The following is a 13768-nucleotide window of genomic DNA, read 5'->3' as shown; positions in this document are numbered from 1 at the left end:
CAGCGTTGTGACGGCGTTCCCGTCGCCATCACTCACGGTTCTCCTCCCTGAACAGCAACCGTTCGACGATCGGTTCGAGGAACGTCGCCCGCCGGGACCGGCTCGAATGGACCATCACGACCGGCTGGTCGAGTCGGGTCGCGATCCGGTCGGATTCTCGCGTGAACACCAGGTCAGGGAGCAGCTTGTGGGTCTTCGTCGACAGCATCACCAGGTCGGCCGTTTCGACCTCGGCGATCAACTGTTGTCGTGCGTTTTCCCCCTCGATGATGGTGCCTTCGACCGGTGAACTACAGAGGTCGTTCAACTCGTCGTGATACGCCCGGATCGAATCGAGCACCTGTTCGGAGGCGTCTTCACCGGCGGGGAACACGAACCGGATTCGTCCGCCCGACTGCTGAGCGATGGCGTCAGCGAGTTCGACCTTCAGCGGGTCGTTGAACGGGCTCCGGTCAGTGACGATCGCGATCTCGTCTATCCGCTCGAGTTTCCCGAGCTGGACGAACGCCACGTCACAGGGCGCCCGCTCCATGATCCAGTCGGCGTCCCGGCCGAACAGCGTCCGGAGCCGGCTCACGGGATCGGCCCGCGTGAGGATCAGATCGACGCCCGCGCGCTCGGCGTAGTTCACGATCGCGTGCTTCGTGTCGTGGCTGACGATCTCGCCGACTTCGACTGGAGCGTCGATCTCTCGGGCGAGTTCGTCGGTTCGCTGTTCGAACTCGACGTCTTCGGCGGACTGGTCGACGGCCTGGTCCAGCGGATACTGGTCCGGAACCTCGTCGAATCTGATCACACGGATCCGGCTGTTTCGGCTGCGGGCGATCGGCGCGGCGATCTCGAGCAACCTGTTTTCTTCCAGCCTGCTGACGTCCCGTCGGAGTGCGAGCATGATCTCGTCGCCCTTCGGCTCGGCGATCTTTCGCTCCGTCTCGGCGACGTACTGCCTGCCGGCTTCCCGACGGACCGCGTCGACGGCGATCCCCTCGCGGTCGACCTCGCCACGGACGTAGTAGAGGTACCACAGCCCGCCGACCACGGTGATCCCGACGGCCCCAACGAGTGGGAGTACATCCATCTGTGTGATGATGAACGCGGCCGAGACGACCCCGAAGAGCTGAACCCACGGATACCCCGGCGACTTGAAGTCGGGGCTGTACCACTCGAGATCCCGTTCCCGAAACGCGATCAGCGCGGCGTTCACCAGCCCGTACACCAGGATCTGGAACGCGCTGGCCATCTTCGCGATCTCCTGGACCGGTAGCGAAATGATGATAAACAGCATCACTCCGCCGGTGACGAGGATCGCAATGTGCGGGGTCTGGAAATTCGAGTGTACCCGCGAAAACACGTCGGGGATCAGGTCGTCGCGGCTCAGCGCCAGCGGATACCTCGAGGCGGTGAGAATCCCCGCATTCGCCGTGGAAATCAGCGCGAGGATGGCGGCCAGAACGATCGCTACGACACCCAGGGTACCGAACAGGGGATCGACCGCGACCACCATCGGGATGTTCGTCCCACGAAGCGTCTCGGCGTCGACGATACCCACCAGCACGAAGACGATGAGCACGTACAGAAGCGTCGTGATCGCAAGCGAAATCAAAAGCCCAAGCGGGAGGTTCCGGCCGGGGTTTTCGATCTCCTCGGCCACGCTTGCGACCTTGGTGACGCCCGCATACGAGACGATCACGAGCGCGATGGCGCTAATGACGCCCTCCCCGCCGGCCGTGAAGAACGGATCGTAGCTTGCGCCGTCGACCTGGAGGATCGACACCGAGATGAACACCGCGAGGATCGCGACCATCACCACGACCATCCACGACTGGAGCTGTCCGGTCTGTTTCACGCCGATCAGGTTGACCCCGATCAGCACGGTTGCGAGGACGACCGCCGTCGCAGTGAGATTGGGCAGCGCAAAGATGACGTCGAGATAGTACATCCCACCGACGAGCGCGAGCGCACCCTTAAAGAGTAGCGTGAGCCACGTCCCGAGTCCGGCGATCGTCCCCACGCCGGGACCCATCCCCCGCTCGATAAACACGTAATCGCCCCCTGCCTCGGGCATGGCGGTCCCGAGTTCGGAAATCGACAGCGCGGCCGGGATCACGAGGATTCCGGCCACCAGAAACGCGAGGATCACTGCCGGCCCCGCTTCGGCCATCGCGAGTCCGGGGAGAATGAAGATCCCGCTGCCGATCATCGCCCCCATCGACACGGCGACGACGGCCACGAGACCCAGGTCCCGCTCGAGGTCTTTCGTCATATGCGTGGTTGTCTCGGCCTTCGTGACTTGTGTCTTTGCATTTCTATCTTTATTACTGGACTAATTATCATTTACATCGTGGAAACTGAGTAGTTGTCAAGAACCCGTCCGCGTATATAACGCAATAATAATACAGTACGCTTTCAGGAACAGTGTGTTCAGGAATACTTCTCGAGGAGTCGTTCGGCGTGATCTCTGGACTGTGCGACCGTCCACCTGACTTGCCGGGCGTCGCCGTACGCGAGTTCCTCTTTCAGATCGTCCCGGAGGACGCCGACTGCCATTCCGAGGCTGTTTCCGCGTTCGTCGCCCAGTTCGTACACGCCGTATCGATCCGGCGCGCTCGCGACGGTACTCCTGTCGAGTTCGCGCCACTGCTTTTTGAGACTCATGGCTTTTTGAGGCACATCGGTTTTCGAAACTGTCATTCGATCACTCGTCGCTTTCGGGGGGTGCAACGAGTTCGTAGCTGTTTTCGGTCCACTCGTCTTCGACGAAGACGAACACGCGCCCCCGCGCAATCTCGGGGTCGGCTTCGACCTCGGTGCGTTCCCGGGTCTGTCTGGCGGTCACGCCGGGGAACAACTCCTCTTCGTCCCCCGAATCGAGGACGATCCGCCCGACTCCTGAATCCCGGAGGATCTCCTCGTCCGTTTTGAGGTCGTTCACGTACAGCAGGACCCCCTCCGTTTCGGCGGGATCCGTCACGAGCACGTGGATCTCCTTGGTCGAAACCGCGGTGAGCGTCCCCTCGACGCGTTCGGGGACCCCGCGGTACAGCGTGGTTCGTCCGTCGACGTACTCGACGACGATCCCCTCCTCGCGCAGCTCGACGCCGACGGTGTCGGGCGGAACGTCGGTTCTCTCCGGTCCATTCATGGATAGACGTTGACCGCGCCGCGTTGAAGTACTCCGCGGTCTCGTCGGTCTCGCCGGTTCGCCGAACCGCGGTTTCACAGGTGTCGTCGAATCGCAGTCTCGCCGGGACCGCCAACCATTTGCCCCCGCTCGTCTCCCTTCCTGTATGGAGGGACGGGCTGCGGCGCCGGGTGCGGGAACGGTGCTCAACGCGCTGGCGACGGGCGTCGGATCCGCGTTCGCGATTGATCTCGAGACGCGCGCGACTGTCGAACTCGATCCTGCTGCCGACAGCGTGACCGGCGAAATCGCCGAGCTGGAGGACGCGGACACGACGCTGATCGAGCGGTGCGTCGAGGTCGTCGTCGGGGAGTTCGGCGACGGCGAGGGCGGCCACGTCCGCACCGAAAGCGACGTCCCGCTGGCAGCCGGGCTCAAAAGCTCGAGTGCGGCAGCCAACGCGACCGTGCTCGCGACGCTTTCCGCACTCGATCGAGCCGACGCCGTTGCGAGGATCGACGCGTGCCGACTCGGCGTCCGGGCGGCACGGGAGGCCGGCGTCACTGTCACCGGCGCGTTCGACGACGCCTCCGCGAGTATGCTCGGCGGCGTCACGCTCACCGACAACGACGCCGACGAACTCCTCGTCCGGGAAGAACGCGACTGGGACGTCCTGATCTGGACACCCCCGGAGCGCGCGTACAGCGCGGACGCCGACGCCGACCGCTGCACGCAGGTCGCACCGATGGCGGAACTCGTCGCCGAACTGGCAGCGGAGGGGCGGTTCGGGGAGGCGATGACCGTAAACGGGCTGGCGTTCTCGGCGGCACTCGGGTTCCCGACCGATCCGGCGGTGGAGGCGATGCCGCTGGTCGAGGGCGTCTCGCTTTCCGGTACCGGACCCAGCGTCGTCGCCGTCGGCGAACTCGAGAACCTGCAGGCGCTCCGGGATCGCTGGCAGGATCGGCCGGGGGAAACGAGGCTGACGACCACACGATCGGACGGCGCACGAATAACGACAGCCTAACAGATCGACGATGACCGAGCCCACACAACCGAACCGAAACGAGGAATCGGACGACGAGAGCGTGGTGGTTACCGAGGAGATGTCCCTCGAGGAACTGCGCGCGGAGATCGAATCGATCGACCGGGAGATCGTCGAACTGATCGCCAGACGGACCTACGTCGCCGACACGATCGCACAGGTCAAAGCGGAACGTGGGTTGCCCACCACAGACGAGTCACAGGAAAACCGGGTGATGGAGCGGGCCGGCGAGAACGCAGAGCGGTTCGATGTGGACTCGAATCTCGTGAAGGCCATATTCCGGCTGCTGATCGAACTGAACAAAGTGGAGCAACGCGAATCGCGGTGAATCTCTCGTATCCCGAGACGTTCCACTTCAGGGAAACTCGTCGTAAATAGACGACCTGTGCCCGACTGCGCCGACCTGCATCACTCGTGTTTCGCGGTCGAATCGCACGATGACTCGGTAGTCACCGACCCGTAACGACTGCCACGGTTTCGCGCCGGTCAGCGGCTTGGCGAAGTCCGGTGGCTCGCGGAACTCGTCCGAGACCACGTCATCGAACTTGTCGAGAACTCGCTGTTGGATTTCGTCGTCAAGGGACCCGAGTCCGTCGGCCGCTCGGTCGGATAGCTCCCACGTCCATGCCTCACTCATCCGTACCGAATCGCTCGCGGGCTTCCTCTGCACTCACCGTCTCGCCCTCCTCGAACTGTCGTTCGCTCTCCAGTAGGTCTTCGAGCGCCCGCTTCGAGAGCCGAGTTCCGTACACTGCGTCTCGTAAGGCTTCGCGCATGAACTCCGACCGCGAATTATACCCCTGTTCCTGCCACTGTTCGTCGAGGTCCGCGAGGAATCCCTTCGGGAGCCGAAGGTTGACCTTCTCATCGTTCCCGTCGGCAGTAGTATCCGACTGTGCCATATTCTGTAGTACGAACGTACTACACAAGAAGCTTCGGCTATCGATGGCGCTCCTCTGATAAACTGTCCGGTCCAATATCGAAGATAGCGGCAATCGGCGTAGAATCCGTTACATCAGTCGACTACCTGAACAAGGTGGAGCAACGGGAGAGTCGGTAGCTCAGTCGAGGCCGAGACTCAGTTTCAGCGCCTCGTCGACTTCAGCCATAATGGGTCCGTCGAGTGAACCGACGACCGAATGAATCCGTTCCGGAACCGGAACGGTTCGAATCTGGTCTAACCGGACCGAGGAGTCCTTTTCCAGCGGTGACCCGTCCGCTTCGACGAGCACCTCGAACGGATACTCGCGATACGTTCCCGTGACGGGCGCGACGATGGTCGTGCTGGAGTTTCGGTTACCGATGTCGTTTTGAACGACCACGGCCGGTCGCGTCTTATTCATTTCGTGTCCTTCGGCGGGATCGAGCCGAACGATGACGACATCACCCCGCCGAACGTCCGTATCCTCACCCATCGAGAGTTTCCCACGCTTCGTCGGACGTTTCGTCCCACTCCTCGGCCAGCGCCTCTGCGCTATCGGACGCTTCCCGGTAGGCGGTAGCCAGCTCGTCGTCGTCCGGACGGTCGGACTCCACCTCGACGACGGCGACGGTTACGCGCTTGTTCGCGTACTCGGTGCCGAGATAGACCCGGCCACGGTCGTCCGTCTCCTTCGTTTTGAGGTCCGTTGCTTCGACTTTCATGGATACCGATACGGACCCACCGCTGATATGTATTGCCCACTATTACCCACAACCTTCCGGCAGAGATTGTGGCGTGTATTATGGATTTCACCTACCTGAACGAGATAGAGCAACGGAGGAGCCGATGATTCAGTCCAGGTTGCCGAACCGTCACTCGATCCGTTGCTCGGAGAACCACTCCACTGTCGCCTCGTGAACGCGAGAGAGCACGTCGGCATCGTCACTCGGGCGCCCGACGCTCACCGCGTCGGCACCGTCGCCGAGATACTCGCGGACGGTTTCGCGGTCCCGCACCCCGTTGTTGGCGACGACTGCGGGACGGTTGGCGGGGCTTGTCTCCGCCTCCAGGGCGTCGACAACTGCTCCGACGACGTGTTCGGAGTCCATCGCGTCCACGTGAACGAGGTCGACTCCCGCCGTCGCTACCTGCCGGGCGGTCTCGGGCAGGTCGACGCCGTCGACTTCAGTTCTGACTTTCACCGAAACTGTCGCCCCCGCGTCGGCTGCCGCCGAGACGTACTCACAGAGGCGATCGGTGTCCCGCAGCAGGCTTTCGCCACAGCCGACCGCACACATCTCCTCCTGTCGACAGTGGGCGTTGATCTCGAGGGTCGCGTCGGCCGAGGCACACACGACCGCCGCCTCCCGAACCGGTTCGACCGTCGCCGAACGAACGTTGACGGCGGGGTGGATCGGAACGTCCTCCAACTCCGCGAGCTGTGACGTTATAAACTCGAGTGGGTCCTCCGGCAGGAACTCCTCGCGATCCCGCTCCCGCAGCTTTCTGGCCGCGTCCCGGCTTTTGGAATCCAGCGCGATCCCGCCGAGGAACGCACAGCCGACGTACTGCGCGGCAGCTTTCGCCCAGTCAGCGTCGGACTGACCGCTCAAACTGGCGGCGGCGACGGGGGGCGAAAACGGCGGCGACGGCCGGGTCACGGTTCGGTCACCCGCTCCAGGGCCGTCGCCACCGCGCGCATCACGCGCTCGGCGTCGTCGGCGTCGTCGATGGTCACGTCCGTGTGGACGGTCGGCCGATCGAGGTCGGTTCCGTCGTCGTTGTCGATGACGAACGCGTCGGCGAACGGGTACGCCTCGGCCACGCCGGCGGTCGACGGCTCGTAGCCCACCGCGTTCATGAGATCCGCCGCCGGTCCCGAGAACACCTCCCGCTCGACGAACGGGGACACGACGACCACCGGCGTCGCGTGCAGCGCCTCCCGGGCCCCCGACAACGCGAGGATCGGACCGACGCTCGTCACCGGGTTCGACGGTCCGATCACCACTGGTTTCGTCAGCGCGGCACGAACTTCCTGTGTCGGGGACGCGTCGGTGGCCCCGCGGAACTCGACGTCCTCGACGTCGGGTTCGCCCCGTCTGTCCACCCAGTACTCCTGGAAGTGCAGTTCGCCGGCCTCGGTGTGGACGATCGAGGCGACGGGATCGTCCGACATCGGCACGAGGTCGACCTCCAGATCGAATGCCTCCGCCAGGAGACGCGTCACTTCGGTGAGCCGATACCCCTCGTCCAGAAGGCTGGTGCGCGTGAGATGAACTGCCCGATCCCTGTCGCCGATCTCCATGAACTCTGCGACGCCGGAAAACCGTCGCCAGCGCGCAATCTCCCGTCCGGCCGTCTGGAGTTCCTCGGGGAGATATCGGGGACCCGGTTCCAGTCCCGCTGCCTCGGCGAGTCGATGGAGTTCCGTGTGGGTTGTCGTCGTGTCGTCGGCGATCCCCCACCAGGTTTCCCGATCGAGCACGCCGCCGCCACGGAACAGGACGGTGTCGATGTCGGGACAGACGAGCAAACCGCCGAGTTCGATGTCGTCGCCGGTGTTGCCGACGACACTGACGTTCGACGGTTCGAGCAGGCGAACCGCGCCATCGAGCAGCTTCGGGGTGCCCGTCCCACCAGCGAGAAACGTGACCATACGCGTTCATCGGCGGGCATCGTTTTGTACTCTGCGTAACGAGGCGAAGTACCAGCATCCCGCCGCAGAACGCCCCGCCACTCCTGATGACCGGGCTTTTTACGTTCGCGGGCAGTTCCGTCGGGTATGGCTCTCGACGAACTCGCAACGAACTGGCTGCTCGCGCTCATCGCTGCCCTCCTGGCCGTCCTCGTTCTCGACACTACGGGACAGAGCTTCGTGGAACCGCTGGCGCCGATCGCCAACGTGCTCGCGCTCGTGACGTTCCTCGCGTTCGTCCTCGCGACGGGCGCGTTCCTCGTGTACACCGCCTCGTTCAAAAACGAGTAAATCTGTCTGTTCGCGTTTTCTGTTTGTTTCCCCACCCCCGCCCCCATCGATCCGGACCGTTCATTTAAGTGCGAGGGTCGAACCCCGGACTGTAACCCACAGCTATTTAAGGTGAGATTGCCTCACTCCGCGTGGAGTCATTTGCAATGGCGAAAGGCACTGTGGCGTTTTTCAACGACACTGGCGGTTACGGTTTCATCGAGACTGAGGACGCAGACGAGGACGTCTTCTTCCACATGGAAGACGTCGGCGGTCCGGATCTCGAGGAAGGACAGGAAGTCGAATTCGACATCGAGCAGGCCGAGAAGGGCCCGCGCGCGACGAACCTTCAGCGGCTGTAACTCCGGTGGAGTCAGTCAACCGTACGGATAGTTCGGCCTCCGGATCGCCTTCGGCGGTCCGGTGGTTCGAAACGACTTACTATTATTCGACCCGAACAGCGTCGCCTGGGTGACCCCGAACGTTCCAACTGTGGATCCGACAGCTGTGGTGGATACACGAGGCACTACCGTCGGTCGGCAAGCGGGAACACGTCCTGTTCGGTCGCCTCCTCGGGCCGATCGGCTTCTCCGTCGGACCCCTCCGCCGTGAGTCGGGTCCGATCCGCGATCGATCCCCTGTCGAGCCGGGAGAGCAGGTAGCCGTCGACGTCCGACGCGTCGCGGGGGTGGGCCGACTGGACCCACACGAGCTCCCCGCCGGCCTGAGTGAGCTCCTCGGCCCACCGTTCGGCGGCCTCCCGCGTCGCAAACGACCACCGGGTACCGTCCCGGTTTACTGCACGTCCCGCGGCCGCGTTCCGCTTGCGCGCTGACGGCTTGATTTCGAGCACGTACGCCACGCTGGGAATTCGGTCGGGGTTCCACTTAAGTTATCGATTCCCGTGGATCTGGAACAACCCGAAGCGTTAACTTCTAACACGCAAAAATCGGTATCAGACCGGAAAAACGCGGGCGTCACCCCGTCTCCCCCCTTTTCAGTGCGCCGCCAGACAGCAACGTTTAAAAGGCACAAAGACGAGTTAACATATGGCATGATAGACAGACTGGAGAAGGAAGTCGATATGCTGGAGCGGCACCTGCAGGTGCTCCGAATGGTCATCGCAAACGAGCCGATCGGGATCGTGAAGATGTCGAACGAGACCGGCTACCCACACCACAAGGTCCGGTACTCGCTTCGCGTCCTCGAGGAGGAAAACCTCATCGAACCGTCGAGCCAGGGTGCGATCACGACCGAGCGAACCCAGGAGTTCGTCGACGAACTCGACGGAAAAATCGACGAGATCGTCGACAAACTCGGGGAGATGCGGATCGAGGACGTCCCGGAAGTAGAGGGCTGACACTCGCGCCGTGATCCCGGATGCAGGGCGTTCCAGCGGCGGCAGTCACTATTAGTCTCTAGCGTTCGCTCTGCGGCTCGGTTTCCGCTTCGGTTTCCGCTTCGGTTTCCGGTTCGGTTTCTTCGTTTTCGAAGGCCCACTCGTGATGTCCCGACTCCGGCGGTGTCACTCCGGGTAGCTCTCCGAGACTGTCACGGCCGACACTCTCCCAGAACCCTTCGGCGCTGGCGTACGATACGACCTCCGGCTCGACTATCTCGAGGAAGTCACTCCGTTTCGCGGTTCTGCGTTCCTTGAGGAACGCGTACAGTTCGGCGACCGTTTCCCGGCGACGCAGTTCGGTTTCTCCGTCCCCAGGAACTTCCAAATCGTCCAGTGCGGCGGCGGCCGTTTCTGTGGACGGTTCGGGTGCAGTGGTTTCACCCCCGTCGCCGGTGTCGTCTCGGCCGCCGGTGTCACCTCCGTCATCGGTGTCCCCCACGCCGTCCGGTTCGACGCCGTCCTGTTCGACGTCGTCCGGCACGACACCGTCCGGTTCGACGTGTTTGGCGTAAAACCGCTGCAGGGCCTGTTCCCACGTTTCGGTCCGCTCCGGCTCCGACCCGTGTTCCGTTTCGACGCCGACGGAGCCACACTCCTGACAGACCCACGACGACTCGCCGCCGAGGCGGTAGACGGTGAGTGCGCCGCCACACCGAGGACACTCCATGGTCGGGTCTACACCCCCAGTGGTTATAGGAATTGGTGCTGGATCGCGTCAATCGACCCGTTCTGCAGCTCCCTGCTCGAGCAACGGTCCGGCGTTCGTCTCCGGGAGCGTGACGACGTCCTCCCGCTCGAGGTCGTACTCCCGATCGTCGACCCCGAGGATCGATCCGACGTCGTCGGTAATGCGGACGGTGGTTCGGTCGGTTCCGGTCGCAAGCCCGGGGTCGGATCCGCCGTGCGGATCGTCCGCCAGTTCTGAAGCCGCGGTCGCCCCGTCCGTCCGCAGCGCCGACGGCTCGTCATCGAGCGTGTCCGGCCCGTCCGTCTCGGCGTCGGTATCGGGGTCGACCTCCGGGCGAGTCTCTGAATCGTTTGTCCCAGTGTGTCCGGGCGGTTGGCTGACGTCCGTTGGGGCTTCGTCGGTTCCGGCCGGATCCTCGGCGCCCATCGCTTCCGCGAGCAGGTCGCTCCGGTCGTTTCCGTCCACATCGGGCTTTTCTGACTCTTTTGCGGTTCCGGAGGCCGCGTTCGCGGCTGGTTCGGTGTCTGCGTTCCCGAGGTCTCCGGGGCCCGTAACGCCCGACAGCGCGTCGAGTACCGTCGCCTTGTTCCGCTCGATCCGGTCGACGAGGTCTTCGAACAGCCGCCGTTCGTCTTCGGTCATTCCCTCCTCCTCGACGGCCATGTCCGCGGCCGCGAACGACGCGAGCTTTACTACCTTCCCGACGCGGCGTTCGTAGGTCGCCTCCGCGACCTCCTCGGCGGTTTCGATCTCGTCGGAGAGCCGCCGGACGCCGTCGTCGGAGAAGGGATCGTCCACTCGTTCGGCACGCCTGTCACGCTGGGCGCGAAGGTCCGCGATGTACGTCGCCACGTCGGTGTAAAAGGAGTCCCGGAGATGCTGGAGGCTGTCCTTCCGGCGTTCCTTCGCCTGTACCGTCCGGAGTTCGTCCAGATCCATGTGTCGTTTTCGTGTTCTCCCGCGTCACGTACGCGGCCGGCCTGTCGCGTGGTTCTCCCCCTGCGGGCTACTGTTCCGTCCCCTTTTCGGCGTCGCCCCCGGCCATCAGGAAGACGCCGACCGCTTCCGGAACGTAACTCTCGCCTGCGGGGATGTTATACGTTTCGCCGTCGATCTCGAGGACCGACTCCTCCTCGAGGAGGATCGATATCTCCCTGCCTTTGAACCGCTCGGCGACGGCGTCGGCGAGCGGATCGAACGACGCGAGTTTCTCCCGTGGGATCGGAGTCACCCGGAGTCCCGTGCCGCCGTGGAGGCTTCCGGGCAGCCGAATCAACCGACGGGTGTCGGTCGTCACCGGTTCGTCTATCGGAGCCCCCTGTGCCGCCCGCTCGCGGGCGACGAGCGCCTCGACCAGCCGGCGCATTCCGGGACCGCCCGCCTCCAGATTCCCGTCACGCACCGCCTCGGGATTGTGCTGGAACGCGCCGAGGACTGTTTTCGCGCGCCCTTCGCCGATCCTGTCCAGTTCCTGGAGCCGTTCCATCGCCGTCGTTTCGTCGGCTGCTCGCAGTTCGTCTGCGAACTCGACGAGCGCCCGGTGGATTCGGCGTCCCCAGCCGCCGCCGGTCGCGAGCACGCGCTGGTTTGCCCCCTCGACGGATATCCGGCGGATCAGATCGTCGGCCTCGAGGTCGATTCCGCGAACGTAGTCGACGATCTCCCGGCGTGCGTCGCTTTCGAGCCCCCGAACGTTCTCGTCCCGGACGTGGACGTGATAGCCGCGCCCGCCCGAAAAAACGATCGTCACCTCGTCGAAGGCGAACTCGCCTTCGAGAAACGAAAGCAGCCGTTCGAGCGCGCCCTTGCACGCCTCGAGCATCTCCGCATACGAGGTCTCCTCGGGATCGACTCCGGGGAGGTGATCGGCGTCGAGGTCGAACACGAGATCGGCGTCCCGCCATCCCTTCTTGCCCATCGTCGAAGCACCGGGGTCGTCGTACCGCGCCGCCGAGAAGTAGGCGTGACGGGGTGCTGTCCGCGCGAGCGCGTCCGAAAACGCGGCGCCCTGGGTCAAATCCAGCCACGACTGATGGCGGACCATCGTCGTCCCGCCGCCTGCGGTCCACGGGATGTAGCCCCACTCCCGTTCGTTCGCGTCCGGCGGCGGGGACACGTCGGCGCCGCGGTAGTAGTCCCGGAACCGACCCCGCAGATACTCCCGGGTGCGCTTTTCCATCGGTTCCGGGGTACGAAAGGGGCGGGTAAAGTCGTTACCTTCCGTTCGCCCGGCGAACCGATTCCTGTACGATTTATACGACACCGGGACGAATAGCGCCGTCATGGTCGGCATCAAATACGAAGATTTCCTCGATACGTCGTACGAACCGGTCGATGACGAACTCGTCTGTCGGTTCCGGATCCAACCGGCGTCGGATATGACCGTCGAAGACGCCGCTTCCCGGGTCGCAAGCGAGTCCTCGAACGGTACCTGGGCGGAGCTACAGGTCGACGGGGAGGTCCGTGATCTGTCGGCGACCGCCTTCGACATCGACGTCGAGGAGACTGACGCTGCCGGTGGTGACCCCGCCGAGATCGCGGTCGCGTACCCTGACGCGCTGTTCGAACCCGGCAACATGGCTCAGGTGCTGTCCTGCATCGCGGGCAACATCATGGGGATGAAGGCGGTCGATCGGATCCGGCTCGTCGACTGCACGTGGCCGGAACCGCTCGCGACGTCGTTCGCCGGTCCGCTGTTCGGATCCTCGGTCCGCGAGGAGTTCTTCGACGCCGGCGACAGACCCATTCTGGCGACGGTGCCGAAGCCGAAGGTCGGCCTCACGACCGATCAGCACGTCCAGGTGGGCTACGACGCCTGGACTGGCGGGCTCGACCTGCTCAAGGACGACGAGAACCTCACCGACCAGTCGTTCAACCCGTTCCAGGAGCGCCTCACGGAGTCGTTTGCGGCCCGCGACCGGGCCCAAGAGGAAACCGGCGAGCCGAAGTCGTACCTTATAAACGTCACTGCCGACGCGAACACGATGCTCGACCGCGTCGACGACGTCGCCGCCGCGGGCGGGGAGTACGTGATGGTCGATGTGATCACTACGGGGTGGGCGGCCGTCCAGTCCGTTCGCGAGCGGTGTGAACGCCACGGGATGGCGATCCACGCCCACCGCGCGATGCATGCTGCGTTCGATCGCCTCCCCGAGCACGGCGTGTCGATGCGTGTGCTCGCACAGATCGCCCGGCTGTGCGGCGTCGATCAGATCCACACCGGGACCGCTGACCTCGGGAAGCTGGAAAACGAGGACACCTACGGGATCAACGAGTGGCTCGCGGGGGACCTCCACGGGCTAAACGACGTGTTGCCGACGGCGTCCGGCGGTCTCCATCCCGGACTGATGCCGGAACTTCTCGACCGGCTCGGCACGAACCTGTGCATTCAGGCCGGCGGCGGCGTCCACGGCCATCCCGACGGCACGCACGCGGGGGCGAAGGCGTTCCGTGCGGCCGTCGAGGCTGCCGCCGAAGGGGTTCCACTCGAGGAGCGCGCACGCGATCATCCCGACCTCGAAACCGCGATCGAGATGTGGGGCACCGAGACGCCGAGATAGCGCCCGTCCGATCGGACGGATCCGCACACAGTCGCCACCCGCGGCCGCCGTTTAAATGCAGTGGG

General features: G+C 64.1%; 19 protein-coding genes. 6 read left to right on the top strand and 13 right to left on the bottom strand.

What is annotated here, in order from left to right:
- Positions 1-28 precede the first annotated feature (28 nt).
- The 3 genes from AArcSl_RS04840 to AArcSl_RS04830 form a co-directional block, all read right to left on the bottom strand.
- Positions 29-2263 carry a universal stress protein gene (locus AArcSl_RS04840; protein WP_119815795.1) on the bottom strand — a complete coding sequence of 745 codons (2235 nt, stop codon included), beginning with the start codon at positions 2261-2263 and terminating at the stop codon, positions 29-31.
- A 158-nt stretch (positions 2264-2421) separates the two neighbouring features.
- Positions 2422-2655 (bottom strand): DUF7508 domain-containing protein, encoded by a 234-nt coding sequence (locus tag AArcSl_RS04835; protein WP_119815792.1) that lies wholly within the window; start codon positions 2653-2655, stop codon positions 2422-2424.
- A gap of 40 nt (positions 2656-2695) precedes the next feature.
- Positions 2696-3142 (bottom strand): DUF5796 family protein, encoded by a 447-nt coding sequence (locus AArcSl_RS04830; protein ID WP_119815789.1) that lies wholly within the window; start codon positions 3140-3142, stop codon positions 2696-2698.
- Positions 3143-3287: 145 nt separating this feature from the next.
- On the opposite strand from AArcSl_RS04830, the gene AArcSl_RS04825 reads away from it, so the two are divergent.
- On the top strand, positions 3288-4148 hold the full coding sequence (locus AArcSl_RS04825) for a shikimate kinase (protein ID WP_119815786.1): 861 nt from the start codon (positions 3288-3290) through the stop codon (positions 4146-4148).
- Positions 4149-4158: 10 nt separating this feature from the next.
- Positions 4159-4494, top strand: a complete 336-nt coding sequence (locus AArcSl_RS04820; RefSeq protein WP_119815783.1) for a chorismate mutase — start codon at positions 4159-4161, stop codon at positions 4492-4494.
- Positions 4495-4521: 27 nt separating this feature from the next.
- On the opposite strand, the gene AArcSl_RS04815 is transcribed toward AArcSl_RS04820, so the two are convergent.
- From AArcSl_RS04815 to cofD, 6 genes are all read right to left on the bottom strand, one after another.
- Entirely contained in the window at positions 4522-4803 is a 282-nt protein-coding gene (locus AArcSl_RS04815; RefSeq protein ID WP_119815781.1) for a type II toxin-antitoxin system RelE family toxin, read from the bottom strand.
- Positions 4796-5068, bottom strand: coding sequence for a ribbon-helix-helix domain-containing protein (locus AArcSl_RS04810; RefSeq protein ID WP_119815778.1), 273 nt, complete (start codon positions 5066-5068; stop codon positions 4796-4798). Before AArcSl_RS04810 ends, AArcSl_RS04815 begins: the two co-directional genes overlap by 8 nt.
- A gap of 159 nt (positions 5069-5227) precedes the next feature.
- A complete protein-coding gene (locus tag AArcSl_RS04805) occupies positions 5228-5581 on the bottom strand; it encodes a type II toxin-antitoxin system PemK/MazF family toxin (protein ID WP_119815775.1) in 354 nt (117 codons plus the stop codon).
- On the bottom strand, positions 5574-5810 hold the full coding sequence (locus AArcSl_RS04800; protein ID WP_119815772.1) for a hypothetical protein: 237 nt from the start codon (positions 5808-5810) through the stop codon (positions 5574-5576). Before AArcSl_RS04800 ends, AArcSl_RS04805 begins: the two co-directional genes overlap by 8 nt.
- 150 nt (positions 5811-5960) lie before the next feature.
- Positions 5961-6749 (bottom strand): tRNA-dihydrouridine synthase, encoded by a 789-nt coding sequence (locus tag AArcSl_RS04795; RefSeq protein ID WP_119815770.1) that lies wholly within the window; start codon positions 6747-6749, stop codon positions 5961-5963.
- Complete coding sequence (gene cofD, locus AArcSl_RS04790) at positions 6746-7744, bottom strand: 2-phospho-L-lactate transferase (RefSeq protein ID WP_119815767.1); 999 nt, start codon at positions 7742-7744, stop codon at positions 6746-6748. The genes AArcSl_RS04795 and cofD overlap by 4 nt, the downstream gene beginning before the upstream one ends.
- Positions 7745-7870: 126 nt before the next feature.
- On the opposite strand from cofD, the gene AArcSl_RS04785 reads away from it, so the two are divergent.
- Together AArcSl_RS04785 and AArcSl_RS04780 are read left to right on the top strand one after the other, a co-directional pair.
- Positions 7871-8074, top strand: a complete 204-nt coding sequence (locus AArcSl_RS04785) for a hypothetical protein (protein ID WP_119815764.1) — start codon at positions 7871-7873, stop codon at positions 8072-8074.
- Positions 8075-8220: 146 nt separating this feature from the next.
- The gene (locus AArcSl_RS04780) at positions 8221-8415 is read left to right on the top strand and encodes a cold-shock protein (protein WP_119815761.1); all 195 of its coding nucleotides are present in this window, start codon (positions 8221-8223) and stop codon (positions 8413-8415) included.
- A 164-nt stretch (positions 8416-8579) separates the two neighbouring features.
- Here AArcSl_RS04780 and AArcSl_RS17015 read toward each other — a convergent pair whose 3' ends face one another.
- Positions 8580-8915, bottom strand: coding sequence for a hypothetical protein (locus AArcSl_RS17015; RefSeq protein ID WP_193588502.1), 336 nt, complete (start codon positions 8913-8915; stop codon positions 8580-8582).
- Positions 8916-9107: 192 nt separating this feature from the next.
- Here AArcSl_RS17015 and AArcSl_RS04770 point away from each other — a divergent pair, with 192 nt between their 5' ends.
- Positions 9108-9413 carry a hypothetical protein gene (locus tag AArcSl_RS04770; protein WP_119815758.1) on the top strand — a complete coding sequence of 102 codons (306 nt, stop codon included), beginning with the start codon at positions 9108-9110 and terminating at the stop codon, positions 9411-9413.
- A gap of 58 nt (positions 9414-9471) precedes the next feature.
- Here AArcSl_RS04770 and AArcSl_RS04765 read toward each other — a convergent pair whose 3' ends face one another.
- The 3 genes from AArcSl_RS04765 to priS form a co-directional block, all read right to left on the bottom strand.
- On the bottom strand, positions 9472-10122 hold the full coding sequence (locus AArcSl_RS04765) for a zf-TFIIB domain-containing protein (RefSeq protein ID WP_119815755.1): 651 nt from the start codon (positions 10120-10122) through the stop codon (positions 9472-9474).
- Between the two features lie 48 nt (positions 10123-10170).
- Positions 10171-11082 carry a hypothetical protein gene (locus tag AArcSl_RS04760; protein WP_119815752.1) on the bottom strand — a complete coding sequence of 304 codons (912 nt, stop codon included), beginning with the start codon at positions 11080-11082 and terminating at the stop codon, positions 10171-10173.
- A gap of 67 nt (positions 11083-11149) precedes the next feature.
- Positions 11150-12322, bottom strand: coding sequence for a DNA primase small subunit PriS (gene priS, locus AArcSl_RS04755; protein ID WP_119815749.1), 1173 nt, complete (start codon positions 12320-12322; stop codon positions 11150-11152).
- 103 nt (positions 12323-12425) lie between these two features.
- On the opposite strand from priS, the gene rbcL reads away from it, so the two are divergent.
- Positions 12426-13703: a type III ribulose-bisphosphate carboxylase gene (gene rbcL / locus AArcSl_RS04750; RefSeq protein ID WP_119815746.1), complete on the top strand. Its 1278-nt coding sequence runs from the start codon at positions 12426-12428 to the stop codon at positions 13701-13703.
- Positions 13704-13768: the final 65 nt, after the last annotated feature.

The sequence above is a fragment of the Halalkaliarchaeum desulfuricum genome (genome assembly GCF_002952775.1).
Lineage (GTDB): Archaea > Halobacteriota > Halobacteria > Halobacteriales > Haloferacaceae > Halalkaliarchaeum > Halalkaliarchaeum desulfuricum.
This window is presented reverse-complemented; position numbering and strand designations above follow the sequence as displayed.

Excerpts from the sequence above, each read along its gene's own strand:
- AArcSl_RS04840 (WP_119815795.1), bottom strand. The coding sequence starts at position 2,263 with ATGACGAAAGACCTCGAGCGGGACCTGGGTCTCGTGGCCGTCGTCGCC.
- AArcSl_RS04835 (WP_119815792.1), bottom strand. The coding sequence starts at position 2,655 with ATGAGTCTCAAAAAGCAGTGGCGCGAACTCGACAGGAGTACCGTCGCG.
- AArcSl_RS04830 (WP_119815789.1), bottom strand. The coding sequence starts at position 3,142 with ATGAATGGACCGGAGAGAACCGACGTTCCGCCCGACACCGTCGGCGTC.
- AArcSl_RS04825 (WP_119815786.1), top strand. The coding sequence starts at position 3,288 with ATGGAGGGACGGGCTGCGGCGCCGGGTGCGGGAACGGTGCTCAACGCG.
- AArcSl_RS04820 (WP_119815783.1), top strand. The coding sequence starts at position 4,159 with ATGACCGAGCCCACACAACCGAACCGAAACGAGGAATCGGACGACGAG.
- AArcSl_RS04815 (WP_119815781.1), bottom strand. The coding sequence starts at position 4,803 with ATGAGTGAGGCATGGACGTGGGAGCTATCCGACCGAGCGGCCGACGGA.
- AArcSl_RS04810 (WP_119815778.1), bottom strand. The coding sequence starts at position 5,068 with ATGGCACAGTCGGATACTACTGCCGACGGGAACGATGAGAAGGTCAAC.
- AArcSl_RS04805 (WP_119815775.1), bottom strand. The coding sequence starts at position 5,581 with ATGGGTGAGGATACGGACGTTCGGCGGGGTGATGTCGTCATCGTTCGG.
- AArcSl_RS04800 (WP_119815772.1), bottom strand. The coding sequence starts at position 5,810 with ATGAAAGTCGAAGCAACGGACCTCAAAACGAAGGAGACGGACGACCGT.
- cofD (WP_119815767.1), bottom strand. The coding sequence starts at position 7,744 with ATGGTCACGTTTCTCGCTGGTGGGACGGGCACCCCGAAGCTGCTCGAT.
- AArcSl_RS04785 (WP_119815764.1), top strand. The coding sequence starts at position 7,871 with ATGGCTCTCGACGAACTCGCAACGAACTGGCTGCTCGCGCTCATCGCT.
- AArcSl_RS04780 (WP_119815761.1), top strand. The coding sequence starts at position 8,221 with ATGGCGAAAGGCACTGTGGCGTTTTTCAACGACACTGGCGGTTACGGT.
- AArcSl_RS04770 (WP_119815758.1), top strand. The coding sequence starts at position 9,108 with ATGATAGACAGACTGGAGAAGGAAGTCGATATGCTGGAGCGGCACCTG.
- AArcSl_RS04765 (WP_119815755.1), bottom strand. The coding sequence starts at position 10,122 with ATGGAGTGTCCTCGGTGTGGCGGCGCACTCACCGTCTACCGCCTCGGC.
- AArcSl_RS04760 (WP_119815752.1), bottom strand. The coding sequence starts at position 11,082 with ATGGATCTGGACGAACTCCGGACGGTACAGGCGAAGGAACGCCGGAAG.
- priS (WP_119815749.1), bottom strand. The coding sequence starts at position 12,322 with ATGGAAAAGCGCACCCGGGAGTATCTGCGGGGTCGGTTCCGGGACTAC.
- rbcL (WP_119815746.1), top strand. The coding sequence starts at position 12,426 with ATGGTCGGCATCAAATACGAAGATTTCCTCGATACGTCGTACGAACCG.